Source organism: Alteromonas sp. ABM1_013 (genome assembly GCF_056160505.1).
Map to the genome: position 1 here is coordinate 1 of NZ_JBSWXH010000001.1, position 20,657 is coordinate 20,657.

Here is a 20,657-nt window from a genome sequence, read left to right on the forward strand (position 1 = left end):
ATTCCGAACTCAGAAGTGAAACGTATTAGCGCCGATGGTAGTGTGGGGCTTCCCCATGTGAGAGTAGGACACTGCCAGGTCCCATTAAGAAGAACCCGCCTAACGGCGGGTTTTTTGCGTTTGGACGAAAGAAAACATAATGGGGTCAGAGTCGTGACTCTGACCCCATTATTTGTAAGCTGTCAGTATTTATAGACATTCTTATTCGATAAAAGCCTTAATAGAATCGACTTACTTTTAGCAATGTTCAGGTTTTTTGGTAAACTCTTGCGAATATCATTTTAGTCGAAGTAAATAGGACGAACTAATGGCCGTATTCGGTACAGTATTCATGCCACAAATGGCGCTTGCTACCTTTGTCAACGATAAGTGGACTGACACCGAATTTGTCAGTGCAGACAGTATTTCACTTCACCCTGGTGCACACGTGCTTCACTACTCAAGTACATGCTTTGAAGGTTTAAAAGCATTTAAGCATGAAGATGGCAGCATCAATATATTCAGAATGGATAAGAACATTGAGCGCTTTGCTCAAAGTAGCCGCCTTTTAAATTTGCCTGAAATAGATAAAGCGCAAGTTGAAAAGATGATTATCGATATTGTTGCAAAGTATGCCTCTGAGGTTCCAGAGCCTCCTGGTTCTATGTACATTCGTCCTACCCACATTGGTACAGAAGCATCTATTGGCAAGGCTGCAGCACCGTCAGCAGATTCGATGCTATACGTATTATTGTCTCCAGTGGGTGATTACTTTGCGGGCGGAGCAAAGCCGCTTCGCTTGTTACTAGACGAAACAGGGATGCGCTGTGCGCCGCATATGGGAATGGTAAAAAGTGGCGGTAATTATGCCAGTGCATTACCACCTATTCTGAAAGCCCGCGCAGAAGTTCAGGCTGATCAAATACTATTTTGTCCTAATGGTGACGTTCAAGAAACTGGTGCAGCAAACTTCTTACTTATTGACGGTGATGAGATCATTACAAAAGGCTTGGACTCTAGCTTCTTACACGGCGTAACCCGTGCAACCGTTCTGCAAATTGCTAAAGATCACGGCATGAAAGTTAGTGAGCGTGATATTACAGTTGAAGAGCTATTAGAACGCGCTGCAAAACCAAATACAGAAGCGGCGCTGTCTGGTACAGCGGCTGTGCTTACGCCAGTGGGTACTTTTATTCATAACGACAAAGAGTATCAGGTTGGAAGCGGCGAAGCTGGCCCGGTCACTATGAAACTTAGACAGGCGTTAAATGATATCCAATGGGGTAAAGCCGAAGATACCCACAACTGGCTAGTCAAAGTGCCAAACTAAACTAGTCATAATCAGATGCCCATAAAAAAGCCTGCTTAAGCAGGCTTTTTAGTATTTAAAAGGTTTACGCTTATTTCGCTTGGCCTTGTTTAGCAACTGCATCCATCATTGCTTTAATTGCATCAGCATCGCCAAGATACTCTTTAGAGATTGGCTTAAGGTTTTCATCTAGTTCGTATACTAGTGGCACACCTGTAGGGATGTTAAGACCTAATACTTCTTCGTCTGACATACCATCTAAATACTTAACAAGCGCGCGAAGGCTGTTGCCATGGGCCGCGATAATTACGCGCTTACCAGCTTGGATGTCTGGGCGAATAACGTCGTGCCAGTAAGGTAATACACGTTCGATAGTAAGTTTCAGGCTTTCACCACGTGGCAAAATATCAGCATCTACATTGTTATAACGAGCGTCGTGACCAGGGAAGTGTTCACTGTCGTCTTCAACTGCCGGAGGTGGAATATCGAAGCTACGACGCCAGATTTTCACTTGCTCTTCGCCGTGCTTAGCAGCAGTTTCCGCTTTGTCTAGACCGGTCAGAGCACCGTAGTGACGCTCGTTCAGGCGCCAGTGACGTTCAACTGGAAGGTAGTGTTGACCCATTTCTTCAAGGGCAATATTAAGCGTTTTGATTGCGCGAAGAAGTACAGACGTATATGCCTGATCAAATGTAAATCCAGCATCTTTAAGAAGCTGACCTGCGGTCTTTGCTTGTGCTACACCAGTGTCGGTCAAGTCAACGTCGTGCCAGCCCGTGAAACGATTTTCCAAGTTCCACTGACTTTCTCCATGACGAATAAGTACCAATTTATACATAGTTGGGTTACCTGCGGCGTTAAAGTGAAATAGTCTGAGATAATTCCAGAAGTTGGACGTTCAGACGTATATTTAAAAACTGCTGTTATCATCCTTGATTGGCGCTTAAAAATCCAGTTTAAGCGGTTATAAAATCGCAGGTAAGACGTGTCTTTGCCGTTCAGTTAAGAGATTTATTAAATAAACCGTGTCAGGTCTGGATGGGCAACTTTTATCCACTCTTTCATTGATGGTTCTTCAATAAAGCTAAAATCTTCAAAATCAAACCCTGGCGCGACTGTACAACCGACAAGTGAGTAGTCACCCATAGTTGTAGCCCCTTGAAAATTGCCCGCTTCAACGACTTCAACATAATCGTTGTTGCCACCACCTATACGGCGTTCCCATAACTGCTGTTTTTCAATTTGGAATAGCTGGAGTGGGGCACCTTCGTAGTGATTCCACACTTCATCGTGTAAAACGCGATGAAAGCGACTGACTTGGCCCTTAAGTAAAAGAAAATAGATATGGGTGAGTGCTGGACGACTGGCACCATGGACATAGGATGTAGTCTTATTTTCTGAACGAAAAACCTGACGATAAAAACCTCCCTCGGGATGAGGTTCTAGGTTGTATTTCTTAATAAGCGGATGGGTCATGATAACTTCGTATTGTTGTTATTGCTTTTTTACCGGTGCTCGTTTTTCAATGACTTTCTGAGCATGTATCAAGGTATTAGGCGTTTAGCGTGGTAATAAGCATACCGCTTGCAAGATTATAAGAAAACAGGGGTGTTATATATTTGTAAACGTGGGATTGTCTGATATGCAATCCGAACAAAAGCTCTTTGGGTCAGCACAGGTTAAAAGATTTTATCTGCACATTAAGTGGTATTTTTCTCACTGGCTCATTTTCGCTGCTATGAAGCACTTTCTCAGCTCATCACTTTAAAAGCAAAGAACTACGGGTAAAACGAGCATTACCGTTAACTAATCAAAGGTGAACTTTTTTTCACGTTCAGGCCGTACAAACTTACAAATAAGGCGACGGATTTAACACGTCGCTCGTTTCTTGCATTGGCAAAATTGAAACGTAGACAATATTCATGAACAGGCAAAGAAGGATGAGAGCGTATGACATATAAGTCTTTTTCGCAGCTTGAAGTAAACGGCAAAAACTTCAAGGCGGTCAATTTCGACAGTATAGGTAATCAGTATGCGCTCGACCGGCTACCTTTTTGTATCAAAATTCTTCTCGAGAACTTAATACGACATGAAGATGAAGAGTTTGTTTCTAGTGGTGATATTGAGCAAGTAGCTAAGTGGGATACTGAAAACCACGCTGATCACGAAGTATCTTTTGTTCCTGCACGAGTTATTCTTCAAGACTTTACCGGCGTTCCTGCAATAGTCGATTTAGCGGCTATGCGAGATGCAGTTAATCGCTTGGGAGGCGATGCGCAAGCAATTAACCCGCTAAACCCAGTTGAGCTGGTCATTGACCACTCCGTGATGGTTGATCATTTCGCTGAAGAGAATGCATTAGAAAAGAATACCGATATAGAGATTGAGCGCAATAAAGAGCGCTATCAGTTTCTAAAGTGGGGGCAGTCTAGTTTTGATAACTTTAAAGTTGTCCCTCCAGGTCGCGGTATCGTGCACCAAGTTAACCTTGAGTATCTGGCTCGCTGTGCGTTCACTAAAGAGCAAGATGGTGAGACCTTGGTTTATCCAGATACCCTTGTGGGTACCGATTCTCACACCACTATGATTAATGGCCTTGGCGTACTTGGCTGGGGTGTGGGTGGTATTGAAGCGGAAGCGGCAATGCTAGGTCAACCCGTTACTATGCTATTGCCGAAAGTAGTAGGCTTTAGATTGTCCGGGAAATTACCTGCTGGTGTCACTGCTACTGACATGGTGCTAACTATCACACAGCAATTGCGTGAGCACGGCGTTGTTGGAAAGTTTGTAGAGTTCTATGGACCGGGTCTTAAGCATCTTACTACGGCAGATCGCGCAACAATTGCAAACATGGCACCTGAATATGGTGCAACGTGCGGAATCTTCCCTATTGATGATGTAGCGCTAGACTACCTTCGACTCACCGGACGAGACGAGGATCAAATTGCCCTTGTTGAGGAATATGCGAAATTCAGTCACTTATGGCACGACGACCACTCAAAAGATGCGCAGTATCATGAGACCCTTGAACTAAACTTGGACGACGTTGTTCCTTCACTAGCTGGACCGAAACGCCCACAAGATCGCATTGCCCTAGATAAGGCAGCAGAAGCATTTAATGAATGGCATCGTTCGCAAATTGATGTGAAAGTACTAGATGAAGAAACCGATTTAATTGCTGAGGCTGGGCTGGGTTCCAGTGATGATGTTGATGAAGACCATGATTCTTTTGTCGAATTCAGAGGTAACAAGTTTAACTTAGAGGATGGTGCAATTGTAATCGCTGCTATCACCAGTTGTACTAACACGTCGAATCCATCAGTACTTGTTGGTGCAGGCTTACTTGCTAAGAAAGCCGCGGAAAAAGGATTAACACGCAAGCCGTGGGTTAAAACATCATTAGCGCCTGGCTCACAGGTTGTTACTCAATATCTAGAAGATGCTGGTCTTATGGACCCGTTAGAATCCCTCGGGTTTAACTTGGTGGGCTATGGCTGTACAACCTGTATCGGCAACTCTGGTCCACTACCTGATGCCATTACTGATGCTATTAGAAAGGCGAAACTTACAGTTACTTCGGTGCTATCCGGTAACCGTAACTTCGAAGGCCGTATTCACCCTGATGTAGCTGCTAACTATCTTGCATCACCGCCTTTAGTAGTCGCCTATGCGTTAGCAGGGAACATGAATATAGATATCACTAAAGAGCCTCTGGGTCAGGGAAGTGATGGCTCACCTGTTTACCTAAGAGACATTTGGCCTACTGAAGACGAAATTCAGCAATATATTGCTGAAAACGTAACGGGTGACCTATTTAAAGAAAAATATGCGGATGTGTTTAAAGGCGCCGGCGAATGGAATGAGCTAGAAGTGAGTAAAACATCTGTCTATGACTGGCCAGAGTCGACTTATATCAAGCATCCACCTTTCTTTGAAGTAATGGGTAAAGAGCCGGAAGCCTTAACAGCAATCGAAAATGCACGATGCTTAGTGAAAGTTGGTGACTCAATCACAACAGACCATATTTCACCTGCGGGGGCCATCGCAAATGATAGCCCAGCAGGAGAGTACCTTCAGGAACAAGGTGTTGAGCCTAAAGATTTCAACTCTTATGGCTCTCGCCGCGGTAACCATGAGGTTATGATGAGAGGGACGTTTGCGAACGTTCGTCTTCAAAACCAACTGGCGCCGGGTACACGAGGCAGTGCGACAACCCATTACCCGAGCGGCGACAGCATGTCTATCTTCCACGCTGCTATGCGCTATAAAGATGACGGTGTACCAGCAGTTGTCATTGGTGGTAAGGAGTACGGCACTGGCTCAAGTCGAGACTGGGCAGCTAAAGGGCCGTCTCTTATGGGCGTGAAGGCTGTGCTAGCGGAAAGCTATGAGCGTATTCACCGCTCTAACCTAATAGGAATGGGTATTCTGCCGCTTCAATTTAAATCTGGTGACAGTGCGAGTTCTTTAGAGCTTAAGGGCAATGAGTCTTTTTCTATTGATACCGTCGAACGCGGGCAGACCGAGGTTGAAGTAAAAGCTGTATCAGACGAGGGGCATACAACTACCTTTATGATGGACATCAGAATCGATACATCTAACGAATTTACTTACTTCGAAAACGGAGGAATTCTTCATTACGTTATTCGAGAGTATTTAAAACGATAAGCGTTTATAAGATTAAGGCTGCGATTAATTCGCAGCCTTTTTATTTATGGCACCCCGTAAGGGCATTTACTCACCGCCAATAATTTGGACTTGTGCTATATCAGTATCGCCTTTTAACACTTTGAAAATTGCATCTTGCACAAGGGTGCGCATACCATCTTTGGCCGCTTGTGATTTCATTTCTGAAACGCTGGCTTCTTTATATACCATTGAGCGAAGCTCTGGCGTCATCCCCAATAATTCGTGCACACCTGTTCTGCCTTTATAACCTGTGTTTCCACATTCTTCACAGCCTTTGGCTCTGTAGAGTTCAAGTGGGGCCTGAATATTCAGTTCTGACAAGTGCTCTTGGCCATATTGACGTTCAATAAACGCCATGTCTTTTTCGCTTGCAACATACTTCTCTTTACAATTGCCGCATAAGGTTCTTATAAGTCGCTGGGCCAATATCCCTACGCATGCGTCTGAGAAGTTTACCGGATCAAGACCTAAGTCAAGTAAACGAGTGATGGTTTCTGGCGCTGAGTTAGTATGCAGCGTTGAAAGTACTAAGTGACCAGTAAGTGACGCTTCAATGCCCGCGTGAGCGGTTTCCTTATCACGCATCTCACCAATAAGAATGATGTCCGGGTCTGCACGTAAGAATGCCCGAAGTGCTGCGGCAAAGTTAAAGCCAATTTTAGGGCTTACCTGAACCTGTTGCAGACCAGGTTGAGTAATTTCTACTGGGTCTTCAGCCGTCCAAATTTTCTTTTCAGGCGTATTTAGATATCCCAAAATGGCGTGAAGCGTAGTGGTTTTACCGGAACCTGTAGGACCTACAACAAGCAGGATGCCGTGTGGCTTTTTAATCATTTCTTCCAACCTTGTGCGGTTGGTGGGGGCCAAATTCATCTTGTCGATAGGCATCGCACCGCCTGATGCCAAAATACGCATTACTACACCTTCACCGGCGACGGTGGGGATAGTAGCCACACGCACTTCTACGAGTTTACCGTTCATTCTAAATGCGAGCTTGCCATCCTGCGGTACGCGTTTCTCTGCAATATTAAGATTCGACATTATCTTAATACGCGCAATCACCGCGTTATGATGCGAGTGAGGTACCTGGTTCATATCGCGGCATACGCCATCCACGCGCATGCGCACCCGAGTAGGCGCATTCTTTTCAGGGTCTATATGAATATCTGAGGCGTTTAAACGTTTAGCATCGTGCAGTATACGACTTACCAAGCGGACAACTGCTGGCGCATCGTCTGAAAGCTCATCAATCTGGTCTTCATTGTCATCGGTAGATGAGCCAATTTCATCAAGGATGTCGCTCATTTCACCAGGGCCGCCGCCACCGCTATTCTCCCCTAAATATTGAAGAATAAGGTTAGGTAAACTTACCGCGATTTCGTAGCTATCTATGCCCATAGCGCTTTCAATTTCCATTAAGAGCGCGGCATTGTTTGGCTCAGCCATTAGCACAATGGGTTTATCGTGTGCATCGGCGATAACTGCAACATAGTTTCGCTTAAGGTAAGAAACGTTTAAGCGACTTTCGTTTTCAAACCTGTGATATTTTTCCGGCAGGTAAGAAATGAACGGCACCTGATAGTGAATGGAAAGAGAGTTACCAATTTCATCTTCCGATATACGATGTTCAGATACTAACCGCTGCACTAAGGCGCGAATGTCTGGTGTGGTCGCTTGTATATCTGCAAGGGTCGCTTCTTCTAGCAAGCTTTTGTGAACTAAAAGATCAAACGGGTTATTGGTGCCGCCTAACTCGAATCTGAATTTATCACCAAGAATTAACGCTAATGCATTCCCACGCTTGAGGTCCTCTTCGGTAAACCCGCCGCTTTCCTTATTAATGATCTGAATTACACCCATTAACACCCCAGCGTTCATTATTGGTACGCAAAGAATGTTTTGAGTTCTAAAGTCATTGTCTTTATCGAATTTATCGGCAAAGCGAAGACGAGGGTGAATGCTTTGAAGTAGGGTAGGGTTGTACGGGTCATCAATGACAACAGGCTTTTGTGAAAGCGCAACGTAGCCAGCAATAGACATGGGGCTAATCGGTACTTTTATCTCTAGGGTTTCTTTACCTGTTTTAAATCTGGCGACTAGGTCTTGGTGTTGACGACGGCGTTGAAAAATACTCATGCGTGTGGCGTCAAACAAGCCAAGTATCATAGGTTCTAATAGGCTGTAGGCATCTAACAACGTAGAGTGGTTATTTAAGATGCGCTTTATTTGTGCAAATGTTTGCTGGTTATTTACTACTTCCATATTCTCGCTACTAATAATGTTGGCGCCTATTCCTTTACGCTTTTGACGCTATAAGCATGTTTTACGCTAGGGTATCAAGATATCCTGTTACCATAAAACCAACAATACTACTTATAGACAGTTACATACACTGTTATAGCGTAAAAATATGTGTATAAAAAGCAAACTGCCTCTTGCATTGCCCTCTGCTTTCTGTATAATTCGCGCCCACTGCCCGTTTAGGGTATGAAGTTTTTAGCCGCAACCTCACTGCTTTTAGGGTGGTTGCCGAAGTAACGGATTCATCATTACTGATTAGCCTGTTGCTGGCGTGCTAGAAAAAAGAACAGGGTTCCGATAGGGAACCATCGGTTTACGCACATCTTTTCTTTCCGGAATTAATGGAAGAGAAAAGGTGAATTTTTTTGTTCTTTCGATTGGAGCTTAATCGATGCCAAATCAAAGAATTCGCATTCGTTTGAAAGCGTTTGATCACAAGTTGATCGATCAGTCTACGGCTGAAATCGTTGAAACTGCGAAACGCACTGGTGCTCAGGTAAGTGGTCCTATTCCTCTACCTACTCGCAAAGAACGCTATACAGTTCTGATTTCTCCGCACGTTAACAAAGACGCGCGTGATCAATATGAAATCCGTACTCACAAGCGTTTGGTAGACATCATCGAGCCAACTGATAAAACAGTTGACGCGTTGATGCGTTTGGACTTGGCTGCTGGCGTTGATGTTCAAATCAGCCTGGGCTAATAAGAGAGGGTTATAACAATGGCGATTGGTCTAGTCGGTCGTAAAGTGGGTATGACTCGCATCTTCACTGAAGATGGTACGTCTATCCCTGTGACTGTTATTGAAGCGACCCCAAACCGCGTTACTCAGCTTCGTACTGAGGAAACTGACGGTTATCGCGCTCTTCAGGTTACTGCTGGAACTAAGAAAGCTAACCGCATCAACAAAGCTGAAGCAGGTCACTTTGCTAAAGCTGGTGTTGAAGCTGGACGCACTCTAGTAGAATTCCGCCTAGAAGAAAACGAAGGTGCCGATATTGAAGTAGGCAGTGAAATCACTGTTGAAATCTTTAACGACACTAAAAAGATTGATGTAACTGGTACATCAAAAGGTAAAGGTTTCCAAGGTGCAATCAAACGCTGGAACTTCAGTTCACAGCGTATGACACACGGTAACTCTTTGTCACACCGCGCACCTGGTTCAATTGGTCAAAACCAATCACCAGGTAAAGTATTCAAAGGCAAGAAAATGGCTGGTCAGCTTGGTAACAAGCAAGTGACTACTCAGTCTTTGGAAGTTGTACGTGTTGACGTAGAGAACGGCCTTATCCTAGTTAAAGGTGCCGTACCTGGCGCAACTGGCAACGATGTAATCGTAAAGCCAGCTGTTAAAGCGTAACGTCTGGGGAGTGAACTGATGGAATTAACATTGAAAGACGCGCAAAGCGCTCTTGAAGTATCCGAAGCGACCTTTGGACGTGAATTCAACGAAGCCCTGGTACACCAGGTAGTTGTAGCTTACGGTGCAGGCGCTCGTCAGGGTACAAAAGCGCAGAAAACTCGCGCTGAAGTTCGTGGTGGCGGTAAGAAGCCATGGCGTCAAAAAGGTACTGGCCGTGCACGTGCTGGTACAATCCGTAGCCCAATTTGGGTTGGCGGTGGCCGTGCTTTCGCAGCAAAGCCTCGTGACTTTGACCAAAAAGTTAACAAGAAAATGTATCGCGGTGCACTTAAGAGCATCTTGTCTGAACTAATCCGTCAAGACCGTTTGGTTGTTGTAGAGAAGTTCGGTGTTGACGCACCTAAGACTAAAGCTCTTATTTCTGCACTTAACGAATATGAACTAAATGATGTTCTAATCGTTACTCCAGAAGTTGATGAGAACTTGTTCCTAGCGGCGCGCAACTTGTACAAAGTTGACGTACGTGACGTAGCAGGCATCGACCCAGTGAGCTTGATTGCATTTGAAAAAGTGCTAATTACTGCTGATGCGGTTAAACAACTTGAGGAGGCGTTAGCATGAAAGAAGAACGTCTACTGAAGGTGCTAGTAGCACCTCACGTTTCAGAAAAGTCTACAATGGCTGCTGAAGCGAACAACACAGTTGTATTTAAAGTAGCTAAAGACGCGAACAAAGCTGAAATCAAAGCTGCAGTTGAAAAACTGTTTGAAGTTGAAGTTGAAGGTGTTCGTACTGTGAACGTTAAGGGTAAAACCAAGCGTCACGGCATGTCTTTCGGTAAGCGCAGCGACTGGAAAAAGGCCTACGTGGTTCTTAAAGAAGGTCAGGACATCGACTTTGTCGGTGGTGCTGAGTAAGAAGGGGATTAGAAATGCCATTATTGAAAGCTAAGCCAACTTCTGCCGGTCGTCGTCACGTTGTTCAGGTCGTAAATCCTGACCTGCACAAAGGTGCACCGTACGCACCTTTGCTTGAAAAGAACAGCAAATCTGGCGGTCGTAACAACAATGGTCGTATTACCACTCGTCACATTGGTGGTGGTCATAAGCAACACTACCGTGTAATCGACTTTAAACGCAACAAAGACGGCATTCCAGCCAAAGTTGAGCGTTTAGAATACGATCCAAACCGTTCTGCAAACATTGCACTAGTATTGTACGCAGACGGTGAACGTCGTTACATTCTGGCTCCAAAGGGTATGAAAGCAGGTGATGCAATCCAGTCTGGTTCGGGCGCTCCGATCAAGTCTGGTAACACGCTACCTATGCGTAACATCCCTGTAGGTACTGTTGTACACGCAATTGAAATGAAGCCTGGCAAGGGTGCACAAATCGCACGTTCTGCTGGTGCTTACGCTCAGATCCTAGCACGTGACGGAAACTACGTTACTCTACGTCTACGCTCTGGCGAAATGCGTAAAGTTCTTTCTGATTGCCGCGCCACCATTGGTGAAGTTGGTAATGCAGAACACATGCTTCGTTCACTAGGTAAAGCTGGTGCTACACGCTGGCGTGGTGTTCGTCCTACCGTTCGTGGTGTTGCCATGAACCCGGTTGATCACCCACACGGTGGTGGTGAAGGTCGTACATCAGGCGGTCGTCACCCAGTAACTCCTTGGGGTGTTCCTACCAAAGGTAAGAAAACCCGAAGCAACAAGCGTACTGATAAGCTTATCGTACGTCGTCGAAACAAGTAATAGCGAGGATTCACCATGCCACGTTCTCTCAAGAAAGGTCCTTTTATTGACCTTCACTTGCTGAAGAAGGTAGAGGCTGCAGTGGAAAAGAACGAACGTAAACCAATCAAAACTTGGTCTCGTCGTTCTATGATCATCCCAGATATGATTGGGTTGACCATTGCGGTCCATAACGGTCGCCAACATGTACCTGTCATTATTAGTGACGAAATGGTCGGCCACAAGTTGGGCGAATTTGCGCCAACGCGTACTTACCGCGGCCATGTCGCGGATAAGAAAGCTAAACGTTAAGGGGTAGGAAGATGGAAGCATTAGCTAAACACCGTTTTGCCCGCACGTCGGCTCAAAAGGCACGCTTGGTTGCGGATCAAATTCGCGGTTTACACGTAGAGAAAGCTTTAGAAGTTCTTGCGTACAGCCCGAAGAAAAGCGCAGCGCTAGTAAAGAAAGTTTTGGAATCTGCGATTGCTAACGCAGAGCACAACGAAGGCGCGGACATCGACGAGCTAGTCGTTGCCAAGGTTTTCGTTGACGAAGGTCCAACTATGAAACGCATCAAGCCACGTGCTAAAGGCCGTGCTGATCGTATCTTTAAGCGCAGCAGTCACATCACTGTGGTTGTAGCGGATAACTAGGAGTAGATAATGGGACAGAAGGTACATCCTACAGGTATACGCCTGGGTATCAGCAAACCATGGACTTCTACCTGGTACGCTAATACTGCAGACTATGCAGACAACCTGTATAACGATCATCAGGTACGTCAGTATCTGACTAAGCAACTTAAGAACGCTTCACTTTCTAAAATCGTGATCGAGCGTCCTGCTAAGAGCATCCGTGTGACTATTCACACTGCTCGTCCAGGCGTAGTAATCGGTAAGAAAGGTGAAGACGTAGAAAAGCTGCGTAACTACGTATCTAAGCTAGCCGGTGTGCCAGCTCAGATCAACATCGCTGAAGTACGTAAGCCAGAGCTAGATGGTCAGCTAGTAGCTGACAGCATCTCTAGCCAGCTAGAGCGTCGTGTTATGTTCCGTCGTGCTATGAAGCGCGCAGTACAAAACGCAATGCGTCTAGGCGCGAAAGGTATTAAAGTTGAAGTTAGCGGCCGTTTGGGCGGTGCAGAGATTGCACGTTCTGAATGGTATCGTGAAGGTCGCGTTCCTCTGCACACTTTCCGTGCGGACATCGATTACGCAACCTCTGAAGCGTCAACTACTTACGGTATCATCGGCGTTAAAGTATGGATCTTCAAAGGTGAAGTTCTAGGTGGTCTACCTACAACTCAAGAGCAAGCACCAGCTGCTCAACCTAAGAAGAAAGGCCGCAACGCTAAGCGAGAGGGCTAATCATGTTACAACCAAAACGCATGAAGTTCCGTAAGATGCACAAAGGCCGCAACCGCGGCTTCGCAGCGGGTAGCACTGTTGCCTTTGGTACTTACGGCCTTAAAGCAGTTGGCCGTGGTCGAATGACTGCGCGCCAAATCGAAGCAGCGCGTCGTGCTATGACTCGTCACGTTAAGCGTCAAGGTAAAATTTGGATTCGAGTTTTCCCTGACAAGCCAATTACTGAGAAGCCTCTTGAAGTGCGTCAAGGTAAAGGTAAAGGTAACGTTGAGTACTGGGTATGCCAAATTCAGCCTGGTCGTGTTCTTTACGAGATGGAAGGTGTTCCTGAAAATCTTGCACGCGAAGCGTTTGAATTGGCAGCGGCTAAACTGCCATTTAAAACAACCTTTGTAACTCGGACGGTGATGTAATGAAAGCGACTGAACTGAAAGACAAAAGCGTAGAAGAGCTGAACGCAGAGTTGATTAACCTGCTACGCGAACAGTTCAACCTACGCATGCAGCACACAACAGGTCAGCTTGAAAAAACTGATCAGTTGAGAAAAGTACGTCGTAACATCGCGCGTGTTAAAACCATTCTGACTCAAAAGGCTGATGCGTAATGACTGAGCAAAAAATTCGTACAGTACAAGGTCGTGTGGTTAGCAACAAGATGGATAAAACCATCACTGTTGTAGTTGAACGTTTTGTTAAGCACCCAATCTACGGGAAGTTCATCAAGCGCTCTACTAAGCTTCACGCCCACGACGAAAACAACGTGTGCAACCAAGGTGACGTAGTAACAGTACGTGAATGTCGCCCGCTATCTAAGAACAAATCTTGGATGCTAGTTGACGTTGTTGAAAAAGCTGGCGTTTAATCGCTAACTTTTTTCAAAGTCTTAAAAAAGCCGCTTTCGAGCGGCTTTTTTGTTTTCTTTGACCTGTCCAAAAAAGCACTCACGCTTCCTTTCACTTACGCGTACACAATCTGGTGGTAGAGCGCGGCATACTCTCTTGCCATATTCTCTATGCTGAAGTGTGTTTTCACATGCTGATGAAGTGCTTTGCCTAATGCTTTTTTTTGCTCGGGTTCCGCTATCAATGAGCTTACTGCTTGCACAAGTCCGCTGACATCTCCAGGACTTACCATCAAACCCGTTTCCTTGTGTTTTATAATTTCCGGAATTCCGCCAACGGGGGTTGATACAACAGCACATTTGCTTATCCCTGCTTGAAGAAGTATAACGCCAAGGCCTTCAGCGTAAGCGGGGTGAACCAGCGCGTCTATATTTGGCAATATGCTAGCGACGTCGTTAGTAAACCCGCACAGCTTTACGCTACTGTGCAGGTTGTACTTGTCGATTAGCGACTTATAGTGTTCTTCTTGCGAGCCCTTACCAAAAAGAAGGCAAGTTAGGTTATTGAATTGCGTTGTTAGCTCACGCATAGCGAGTATCAAATCGGCTTGCCCTTTGCGGGGGATATATTGTGCAAAATTAGCGATAACGAAGTGGTGCTGAGGAATAGTAAACTCACTCTTCAACCACTGCTGGTCAGCCGGCTGTCCGTATTCTTCCTGGTCAACGGCAGAGTGAATAACTCCTTGGTATTTTACCTTTTCGCAATGCTTTGAGACAACCTTGCGCACACCTTCCGATATGCTTATTACCGCTTCGTACTCTCGATATTTAAAGCGGGCCAATTTACTTTCAGTATTATCTACACGTCGGGTACATACTGCCGGTATTCCAGTGAATTTTGCTGCTAGTGCGCCCCAGACATCAGCGCCGCGTCTACTATGTACGTGAATCACATCGGGCTTAATACGTTTTACAGCATCAAGTAAACGCTTAAAGCCCATTAGGTCGGTATCGCCTTTGTAGTCAATAGAGAAAGTTTTACAGCGGTCAAAACTGTAATGACTGATTTCGCTGTTAGCAGCACAAACAAGCTGTTGGGTAAACCCACTGTCTTTATCTAGCGCATCGATAAGATAAGTTACTTGCTTCGCACCACCGTATAAATGCCTTCCCAATTCGATATGCAAAACGCTTATGTTGAAAGAATGCTGGTTGCTCATACTAGTGGCTTATGTATGGTTTAAGCTGATTAAAGACTTGTTCAGGTGTAACGAGCGTCATGCAGTCAAAGCGGCCATTGCATGTGGGTTTTCGTTTACACGGGGCGCAAAGCATGTCTTTAAAAAGTACATGGGTATATGCATTGTCGGTTATAGTGTAGGGTCTTGTTGAACCAAAAATGGCAATAGTAGGTTTTTTATAGCTTGTAGCTAAATGGGTAAGACCCGTATCTACGCCAACAAATGCATGGCAAAGTGATAGCACGCTCACGGACTCCTCTAAGCTAATTTTTCCTGCCAGCGAAATTACCCCGTTACACTCGAAGGTTAAGGCTTCAGCTTTTGCAGCATCACCAGGGCCTCCTAAAATGGCTATAGGTAAATTAGAATGTTTGCGTACTTTGTGAATTAAACTTTGCCAGTGTTCAGAAGGCCAATGCTTTTGAGGGCGAGTGGTAAAAGGCGCGATGGCTATAAAGGGTTGTGTTAAGCCTAAGTGACTAGTTTTCGATATCGCTGACTGCATAGCAGCGCTACTTGATCTGATGCACATTTCATAGTCTGAGCTATCATTGTTTTCAGCGCTGCAAAGTGAATATAGTGTTTTAGCGAGATGTCGATATTCGCTGCTAATTTGTTGTGATGTTGGCTTATCTAGCGCGAGAGTGAGCAATCTTTGGCTATTTTCCTTGCTCTTAAAACCTATTCGCTCTGAAGCACCACTGATGTAAGCGAAAAAGGCACTTTTCAACAGACCTTGCGCTTCAATTGCCACTTTGAAGTTCTTTTCTCTGAGCTGTTTTCTAAACGCTTTTATAGTTTTAAAAAGCGCCCAGTATTTTTTAGCCTTTAACAGCGCTCGCCATTCGGTTTTTGGCCACGCAATAACGTGGTCGACATAAGGCTGACTGCTAACTAGCGCGACATAGGGGGCTTCTACTAGCCAAGTTAATTCAACAGGTTTACCGTATTGGGAATAACTTTGCTTTATGCTAGACGGTAGGCCAGAAGCCATTACAATATCGCCAATTGCGCTAAGCCTGATAAAAAGAATTTGTTGTACGTCTTTAGGCATTAGAATAGGCTTTCAAAATTCACGTGAAGCTAACTAGCTAGCAATATCATCACAGTTTGACGACACTTTAATGACGCACATTGTATTAACGGTTATGTATGCGTTTATGTTTACCATTAAGGACAATTTATGTTTGCTGCCGAGCGTAACGGCTACAAACCCACACTTATCGAAGATATATGCCGATGGGGATATTCGCTGATATTAGTGTTCATTATTCCCTTCGCCTTTTTACAGTTGATGCTAAGAGGTACCACTAGAAACCAAGACTATAACCGCAGAAGGTTTGAACGCTTTGGGTTCGTCGCACATGCACCTAAAAAAGACGGATACTTATTTCACTGCGTTTCAGTGGGAGAGGTGGTCGCGGCTTCTTGTTTAATTAAGCGCATCATGGCCGACGAGCCCGATTGCCAAATTACGGTGACCACCACTACGCCTACGGGCTCTGCGCGGGTTCGGGCAATCTTTGGTGACAGCGTGCATCACTTTTACTTACCTTACGATCTGCATATGGCTATGGCAGGAATGCTTAAAAGAATTCAGCCCAAAGCTGTGCTAATTACCGAGGTAGAGTTATGGCCTAACCTTATCCACGCATGCTGGAAACGGGATATACCTGTAATGGTCGTTAACGCCCGTATGACCGACAGGTCTGCCAGACGTTATAAAAAGATTGGTAAGTTGTTTAACCCTATGCTCGCTAAGCTTTACCATATTTGTGCCCAAGGGCAGCGCGACTTCGCAAATTACGCGTGGCTTGGTGTGCCCGATAAAAAGCTAACACTTACTAACAACATCAAATTCGACCAAGTAGCCTCTGCTACCGCGCCGGAGCATCCTTTTTTAGGTTTGAATCGAGCAGATTACCCCATACTTGTAGCGGGGAGTACCCATGACCTTGAAGAAGAAGCGGTACTTCAAGCAGCAAAAGAGTTGTGGCAACAAAGCCCTTCCTTCAAAGTAATTATTGTTCCGCGTCACCCTGAGCGTTTCGATACGGTAGCTAAGCTTATTGAAGCTAGGTCGCTACCCTTTGTTCGAAGTTCTCAAGTGCAATCTGTACCAGAAGATACCAATGTTGTGTTACTCGATGAGATGGGAAAATTAAATGATGCCTATGCGGTGGCTTCTTTCGCCTTTGTTGGTGGCTCCATAGCTGATAGAGGGGGTCACAATGCCCTAGAGCCTGCAAGCTTTTCTATTCCAATAATAATGGGCCCTCACACTTATAATAATCCGGTTATCTGCAGTTACTTGGAAGAGTGCGGCGCCTTGGTAAAAGTGGAAAGCGGAGAAACAATATCAACAGTTCTTAATAGATGGCTCCACAACCCGAATGAGCGAGAAAACGCAGGACGAGCTGGCCGTAAAGTACTAGAGGAAAATAGCGGTGCTCTTGAGGCTACAGTTCAGTGCATACGAAAATACGTTAACTAATTGTTTTGATTGAAAAATGAACCCCTAAATGGTGCGCCTTATGCACCTAAATGGGGTTTTCTAAGAAGTAGCAGTAAAGCTAGAGCGCGTAAATTAATGTAAGGTTATGTAAATTATGGTTTTTATTAATTTGGTCTACTCTTTGCTATAAAGGCTACGACAGCGTAACGGCAGTAAAATCCAAATAAATATGCACCTTTAAAAAAGGGCACTGTGTTACGTGTTCTCCAGGGAGAGACCTCCTGCCGAGAGGCAGGAGGTTTTCTTACTTTTACTCTTCTATTTTTTGTTCAAGCTCTGGCTCAATCAAGCTGATAACACGCCAGCCAGCTTTAGGCTGAATACTGTTGCCGTTAATAAAGGTGTAGCTTTTACCTTCGGCGTTAATAGCAATAAGCGGCGTAGCCCGTTCACCATACTGCTTCGTATACTGCTCAAAGGTAAACTCTTCTGAAAGCCGGGTCGTTTTAACCGCAGATTCACGGGCAATGGCTGACGCTAAATAGCCATAGGTAACCCCCTCATCAAATAACGTAAGCTTTTTGGCATACTGTTCGCTAACTTGGTGACTAGGTCTCGTAGACTGTTCATTGTTGGTTAGCGCCCACACTTTGTCTTTACCCATAGTGTACTCAAAGTGATAAGCAATAAGCGGGTTCAATTGTTTGTAGGGCGACATTATCAATACAGTGCCAAAGGTGTTTAAATCGAGATGTCGAGCAGCATGATCGGACATAGGATTACCGAAATACACCGGAATATCCATCATGCGCGCTTCTCTAATGGCATCCCAGTTAGTATCTGCAATAGTCACGTCCAATTTTTGATTCAACATCTCACACGCAAGGGCGCGATTGAATTTGCTACCTCCAAAAATAAGGTAGCCAGTAGGCGCCGGCGCTCTAACCTTAAGAAGAGATGCAACACTGCGAGAGGTAAGACTTTGCACTACAACCGTCGCGATAATCACCATAAAGACGATAGGAACGATAATGCCTGCTCCTTCATAGCCAATTTCTTCAAGCTTAAGAGAGAACAAGGCTGAGACTGCTGCAGCAACAATACCGCGTGGGGCAATCCAACTTAGCAACGCTAACTCATTAAGCTTAAGTCCAGTACCAATGGACGATGCTAATACTGACAGGGGACGGGCTATAAACATAATAGCGGCTAGCACGACAATAGAGCCCCAGCCTACATCGATGACAGACTGTAAGTTCAGTCGCGTGGCAAGCAGTATAAATAAGCCTGAAATAAGTAAAACGCTTAGGGTTTCTTTAAATTCGAGGATGTCTTCTACATCAACATCTTTCATATTGGCCAACACCATGCCAGAGATGGTCACCGCTAGAAGGCCCGATTCATGCGCTACGTAGTTTGAGGCTGCAAATACACCTAAAATAACGGTTAACACAGCGGTGTTAAGCAGATAGTGGGGGATCCATTCTTTACGAATAGATAGGCCCAATAAATAGCCTGAGGCAAGCCCCAATACCGACCCTATACCAACGGTTTTTCCAAAGGCAATGAGCGTATGGGTGATAGCTGTTTCTTGTGACGCTACGATGAATTCGAATACCAGTACCGCTAACAAGGCCCCAATGGGATCGATAACAATACCTTCCCAACGTAAGATATTGGCTAGATTGGTTTTAGGTCGTACAGTCCTTAGCATGGGAACAATAACGGTAGGTCCAGTTACAGTAACAATTGCACCGAACAAAAAGGACAACTGCCATGAAAGGTCTAGGCTATAGTGTGCGGCTGTGGCCGCAACCACCCAGGTGACTAATACACCGATAGAGCATAGATTCCTCACCATATTGCCATGGCCCGCAATATCACCAAATTTTAGTGTCAGTGAGCCTTCGAACAGGATAATGGCAACAGAAAGAGAAACGACGGGAAACAATAAATCGCCGAATAGGTCGTCCGCATTAAGCACACCGAATACCGGGCCGACAACAATACCGACTATTAAGAGTGGCAAAATTGCAGGAAGCCTTACCTTATAAGCTAAGTACTGGCATGTTATTGACAGCAGTCCTACTGCAACGAGTGAAAGAAGCGGGTCTGACAAATTGAATCCTTATCGCGTTATTATTTATCCATCCTATATCAGCCTAATTATTTGTCATATAGAGACTTTAGGCCAAGCATTAGCTCATAGCGATATACGCTGAGGTTTGAAGTTTAGACCAATAGACCATTTTTAGCCCGCTAAATACATATTCGATGTTTAAAAGCTTTGGTACTATTACAAGAGATTACTGGTCTTTTAGGAGCGACTTTTTGAACTCTTTTTCTAAACTTGCACTTTTAATGTCAGCGCTTTTACTAGCGTCTGCATGTGCGAATCAATACCCTACCTCGGGCGCTTCGTTTAACGTTAAGAGTGTTGTGGAATTGCCTGAAGAGCTTTCGGAAACGTCGGGTTTGTTTTGTGAAATTGATAGTATGTATTCGCTTAATGACTCAGGCAACGCACCGGTAATTTACCGTATCAATTACCAAGGTGAGATAACCGAGCGGACGCGTTTACCATTGACCAATAGAGACTGGGAAGCAATAACCGCTGACGACACGTCGTTTTACATTGCAGATGTCGGAAACAATAAAGGAAAAAGAGAGAAGGTTGAAGTTCACAAAGTAAATCGCCGTAACGCAAACGATATAACTACCTTCACGCTAAAATATGCAGGCAATAATGCTTCGAGCAATATTCCTTACGCACACGATTTCGATTCAGAGGCCATGGTCAAGTATGGTAATGAACTGCTTCTGTTCTCAAAAAGCTGGAGAACGGGCATTACTCATGTTTACAAGGTCAACGAAGGGGAAGCAGAACAAACCATCAGCCCCTTTGCATCGATTGAAGGCCTACCAGGTGTAGTAACGGGCGTTGATTTCGACCGTCATCAAGGCAAGTTCGTTATCACAGGGTATAAATCAGATCCCTTTGGCAATTTCGCAACCTTTATCGCGCAAATTTCACAAGACTATACGCTTCTTGATATATGGCCATTAGAGCAATACAAGCAAGTTGAAGGTGTATGCGTGGATAACAAGGGCACCTATTGGTTTAGTGAGGAAGCAACGGAAGGACGCAAAGCTTCACTATCTAGCGCTGAAGTAACACAAAGATAAGCGAAATTCGGTCGTTATTGCTTGGTTAAGACCGTGAACAGTTCTACTGTCATTAACAGTATTCATTCTTTTTAAGTTATCTTTTAGCTGTTGTTAGTAAAATGGCTAATACCCAACTGGCCGTACTAGCGTCTATACTGAAATTGTTATCGAACAAGTTGTAGCCAACCACAATTTCAGAGGCAA

General features: G+C 44.9%; 21 protein-coding genes and 1 rRNA gene. 16 read left to right on the forward strand and 6 right to left on the reverse strand.

The annotated features are described in order from the left end of the window. Together rrf and ACXAGK_RS00010 are read left to right on the forward strand one after the other, a co-directional pair. Nucleotides 1-80, forward strand: a 5S ribosomal RNA gene (gene rrf / locus ACXAGK_RS00005); the annotation flags it as partial. A gap of 227 nt (nt 81-307) precedes the next feature. Further along, entirely contained in the window at nt 308-1,309 is a 1,002-nt protein-coding gene (locus ACXAGK_RS00010; RefSeq protein WP_461853190.1) for a branched-chain amino acid aminotransferase, read from the forward strand. A gap of 70 nt (nt 1,310-1,379) precedes the next feature. Here ACXAGK_RS00010 and gpmA read toward each other — a convergent pair whose 3' ends face one another. Both gpmA and ACXAGK_RS00020 read right to left on the reverse strand, forming a co-directional pair. Then, nucleotides 1,380-2,126: a 2,3-diphosphoglycerate-dependent phosphoglycerate mutase gene (gene gpmA, locus ACXAGK_RS00015; protein WP_474809166.1), complete on the reverse strand. Its 747-nt coding sequence runs from the start codon at nt 2,124-2,126 to the stop codon at nt 1,380-1,382. A 176-nt stretch (nt 2,127-2,302) separates the two neighbouring features. After that, nucleotides 2,303-2,764, reverse strand: a complete 462-nt coding sequence (locus ACXAGK_RS00020) for a cupin domain-containing protein (RefSeq protein ID WP_474853242.1) — start codon at nt 2,762-2,764, stop codon at nt 2,303-2,305. Nucleotides 2,765-3,238: 474 nt separating this feature from the next. Between ACXAGK_RS00020 and acnA the strand changes: the two genes are divergently transcribed. Continuing rightward, on the forward strand, nt 3,239-5,956 hold the full coding sequence (acnA, locus tag ACXAGK_RS00025; RefSeq protein ID WP_474853244.1) for an aconitate hydratase AcnA: 2,718 nt from the start codon (nt 3,239-3,241) through the stop codon (nt 5,954-5,956). 66 nt (nt 5,957-6,022) lie between these two features. Here acnA and ACXAGK_RS00030 read toward each other — a convergent pair whose 3' ends face one another. After that, complete coding sequence (locus ACXAGK_RS00030; protein WP_474853246.1) at nt 6,023-8,239, reverse strand: GspE/PulE family protein; 2,217 nt, start codon at nt 8,237-8,239, stop codon at nt 6,023-6,025. Between the two features lie 430 nt (nt 8,240-8,669). On the opposite strand from ACXAGK_RS00030, the gene rpsJ reads away from it, so the two are divergent. From rpsJ to rpsQ, 11 genes are read left to right on the forward strand one after another with little or no spacing between them, the layout of a single operon-like run. Then, nucleotides 8,670-8,981 carry a 30S ribosomal protein S10 gene (gene rpsJ / locus ACXAGK_RS00035; RefSeq protein ID WP_010179497.1) on the forward strand — a complete coding sequence of 104 codons (312 nt, stop codon included), beginning with the start codon at nt 8,670-8,672 and terminating at the stop codon, nt 8,979-8,981. 18 nt (nt 8,982-8,999) lie between these two features. After that, nucleotides 9,000-9,638, forward strand: a complete 639-nt coding sequence (gene rplC / locus ACXAGK_RS00040; RefSeq protein ID WP_014947975.1) for a 50S ribosomal protein L3 — start codon at nt 9,000-9,002, stop codon at nt 9,636-9,638. Nucleotides 9,639-9,656: 18 nt separating this feature from the next. Next, nucleotides 9,657-10,262, forward strand: coding sequence for a 50S ribosomal protein L4 (gene rplD, locus ACXAGK_RS00045; RefSeq protein WP_118490523.1), 606 nt, complete (start codon nt 9,657-9,659; stop codon nt 10,260-10,262). Next, the gene (gene rplW, locus ACXAGK_RS00050; RefSeq protein ID WP_012516959.1) at nt 10,259-10,558 is read left to right on the forward strand and encodes a 50S ribosomal protein L23; all 300 of its coding nucleotides are present in this window, start codon (nt 10,259-10,261) and stop codon (nt 10,556-10,558) included. Before rplD ends, rplW begins: the two co-directional genes overlap by 4 nt. A 14-nt stretch (nt 10,559-10,572) precedes the next feature. Beyond that, entirely contained in the window at nt 10,573-11,397 is an 825-nt protein-coding gene (gene rplB / locus ACXAGK_RS00055) for a 50S ribosomal protein L2 (protein ID WP_474853248.1), read from the forward strand. Between the two features lie 15 nt (nt 11,398-11,412). Then, a complete protein-coding gene (gene rpsS / locus ACXAGK_RS00060) occupies nt 11,413-11,688 on the forward strand; it encodes a 30S ribosomal protein S19 (protein ID WP_012516961.1) in 276 nt (91 codons plus the stop codon). Nucleotides 11,689-11,699: 11 nt separating this feature from the next. Next, nucleotides 11,700-12,032: a 50S ribosomal protein L22 gene (gene rplV, locus ACXAGK_RS00065; protein ID WP_012516962.1), complete on the forward strand. Its 333-nt coding sequence runs from the start codon at nt 11,700-11,702 to the stop codon at nt 12,030-12,032. Between the two features lie 9 nt (nt 12,033-12,041). After that, nucleotides 12,042-12,746 (forward strand): 30S ribosomal protein S3, encoded by a 705-nt coding sequence (gene rpsC / locus ACXAGK_RS00070; RefSeq protein WP_014947978.1) that lies wholly within the window; start codon nt 12,042-12,044, stop codon nt 12,744-12,746. 2 nt (nt 12,747-12,748) lie between these two features. Continuing rightward, nucleotides 12,749-13,159, forward strand: a complete 411-nt coding sequence (rplP, locus tag ACXAGK_RS00075) for a 50S ribosomal protein L16 (protein ID WP_012516964.1) — start codon at nt 12,749-12,751, stop codon at nt 13,157-13,159. Beyond that, on the forward strand, nt 13,159-13,350 hold the full coding sequence (gene rpmC, locus ACXAGK_RS00080; protein WP_012516965.1) for a 50S ribosomal protein L29: 192 nt from the start codon (nt 13,159-13,161) through the stop codon (nt 13,348-13,350). Before rplP ends, rpmC begins: the two co-directional genes overlap by 1 nt. Continuing rightward, nucleotides 13,350-13,607, forward strand: coding sequence for a 30S ribosomal protein S17 (gene rpsQ / locus ACXAGK_RS00085; RefSeq protein WP_012516966.1), 258 nt, complete (start codon nt 13,350-13,352; stop codon nt 13,605-13,607). Before rpmC ends, rpsQ begins: the two co-directional genes overlap by 1 nt. 95 nt (nt 13,608-13,702) lie before the next feature. Here the strand turns inward: rpsQ and ACXAGK_RS00090 are convergent, their stop codons facing one another. Beyond that, nucleotides 13,703-14,809, reverse strand: coding sequence for a glycosyltransferase family 4 protein (locus tag ACXAGK_RS00090; protein ID WP_474853250.1), 1,107 nt, complete (start codon nt 14,807-14,809; stop codon nt 13,703-13,705). A 1-nt stretch (nt 14,810) separates the two neighbouring features. After that, entirely contained in the window at nt 14,811-15,884 is a 1,074-nt protein-coding gene (locus ACXAGK_RS00095; RefSeq protein ID WP_474853252.1) for a glycosyltransferase family 9 protein, read from the reverse strand. Nucleotides 15,885-16,013: 129 nt separating this feature from the next. Here ACXAGK_RS00095 and ACXAGK_RS00100 point away from each other — a divergent pair, with 129 nt between their 5' ends. After that, a complete protein-coding gene (locus ACXAGK_RS00100) occupies nt 16,014-17,324 on the forward strand; it encodes a 3-deoxy-D-manno-octulosonic acid transferase (protein WP_474853254.1) in 1,311 nt (436 codons plus the stop codon). Nucleotides 17,325-17,595: 271 nt separating this feature from the next. Here the strand turns inward: ACXAGK_RS00100 and ACXAGK_RS00105 are convergent, their stop codons facing one another. Continuing rightward, nucleotides 17,596-19,404: a cation:proton antiporter gene (locus ACXAGK_RS00105; protein ID WP_474853256.1), complete on the reverse strand. Its 1,809-nt coding sequence runs from the start codon at nt 19,402-19,404 to the stop codon at nt 17,596-17,598. A gap of 212 nt (nt 19,405-19,616) precedes the next feature. Here ACXAGK_RS00105 and ACXAGK_RS00110 point away from each other — a divergent pair, with 212 nt between their 5' ends. Next, the gene (locus ACXAGK_RS00110; RefSeq protein WP_474853258.1) at nt 19,617-20,471 is read left to right on the forward strand and encodes a hypothetical protein; all 855 of its coding nucleotides are present in this window, start codon (nt 19,617-19,619) and stop codon (nt 20,469-20,471) included. The last annotated feature ends 186 nt before the right edge of the window (nt 20,472-20,657 follow it).

Excerpts from the sequence above, each read along its gene's own strand:
- ACXAGK_RS00010 (WP_461853190.1), top strand. The coding sequence starts at position 308 with ATGGCCGTATTCGGTACAGTATTCATGCCACAAATGGCGCTTGCTACC.
- gpmA (WP_474809166.1), bottom strand. The coding sequence starts at position 2,126 with ATGTATAAATTGGTACTTATTCGTCATGGAGAAAGTCAGTGGAACTTG.
- ACXAGK_RS00020 (WP_474853242.1), bottom strand. The coding sequence starts at position 2,764 with ATGACCCATCCGCTTATTAAGAAATACAACCTAGAACCTCATCCCGAG.
- acnA (WP_474853244.1), top strand. The coding sequence starts at position 3,239 with ATGACATATAAGTCTTTTTCGCAGCTTGAAGTAAACGGCAAAAACTTC.
- ACXAGK_RS00030 (WP_474853246.1), bottom strand. The coding sequence starts at position 8,239 with ATGGAAGTAGTAAATAACCAGCAAACATTTGCACAAATAAAGCGCATC.
- rpsJ (WP_010179497.1), top strand. The coding sequence starts at position 8,670 with ATGCCAAATCAAAGAATTCGCATTCGTTTGAAAGCGTTTGATCACAAG.
- rplC (WP_014947975.1), top strand. The coding sequence starts at position 9,000 with ATGGCGATTGGTCTAGTCGGTCGTAAAGTGGGTATGACTCGCATCTTC.
- rplD (WP_118490523.1), top strand. The coding sequence starts at position 9,657 with ATGGAATTAACATTGAAAGACGCGCAAAGCGCTCTTGAAGTATCCGAA.
- rplW (WP_012516959.1), top strand. The coding sequence starts at position 10,259 with ATGAAAGAAGAACGTCTACTGAAGGTGCTAGTAGCACCTCACGTTTCA.
- rplB (WP_474853248.1), top strand. The coding sequence starts at position 10,573 with ATGCCATTATTGAAAGCTAAGCCAACTTCTGCCGGTCGTCGTCACGTT.
- rpsS (WP_012516961.1), top strand. The coding sequence starts at position 11,413 with ATGCCACGTTCTCTCAAGAAAGGTCCTTTTATTGACCTTCACTTGCTG.
- rplV (WP_012516962.1), top strand. The coding sequence starts at position 11,700 with ATGGAAGCATTAGCTAAACACCGTTTTGCCCGCACGTCGGCTCAAAAG.
- rpsC (WP_014947978.1), top strand. The coding sequence starts at position 12,042 with ATGGGACAGAAGGTACATCCTACAGGTATACGCCTGGGTATCAGCAAA.
- rplP (WP_012516964.1), top strand. The coding sequence starts at position 12,749 with ATGTTACAACCAAAACGCATGAAGTTCCGTAAGATGCACAAAGGCCGC.
- rpmC (WP_012516965.1), top strand. The coding sequence starts at position 13,159 with ATGAAAGCGACTGAACTGAAAGACAAAAGCGTAGAAGAGCTGAACGCA.
- rpsQ (WP_012516966.1), top strand. The coding sequence starts at position 13,350 with ATGACTGAGCAAAAAATTCGTACAGTACAAGGTCGTGTGGTTAGCAAC.
- ACXAGK_RS00090 (WP_474853250.1), bottom strand. The coding sequence starts at position 14,809 with ATGAGCAACCAGCATTCTTTCAACATAAGCGTTTTGCATATCGAATTG.
- ACXAGK_RS00095 (WP_474853252.1), bottom strand. The coding sequence starts at position 15,884 with ATGCCTAAAGACGTACAACAAATTCTTTTTATCAGGCTTAGCGCAATT.
- ACXAGK_RS00100 (WP_474853254.1), top strand. The coding sequence starts at position 16,014 with ATGTTTGCTGCCGAGCGTAACGGCTACAAACCCACACTTATCGAAGAT.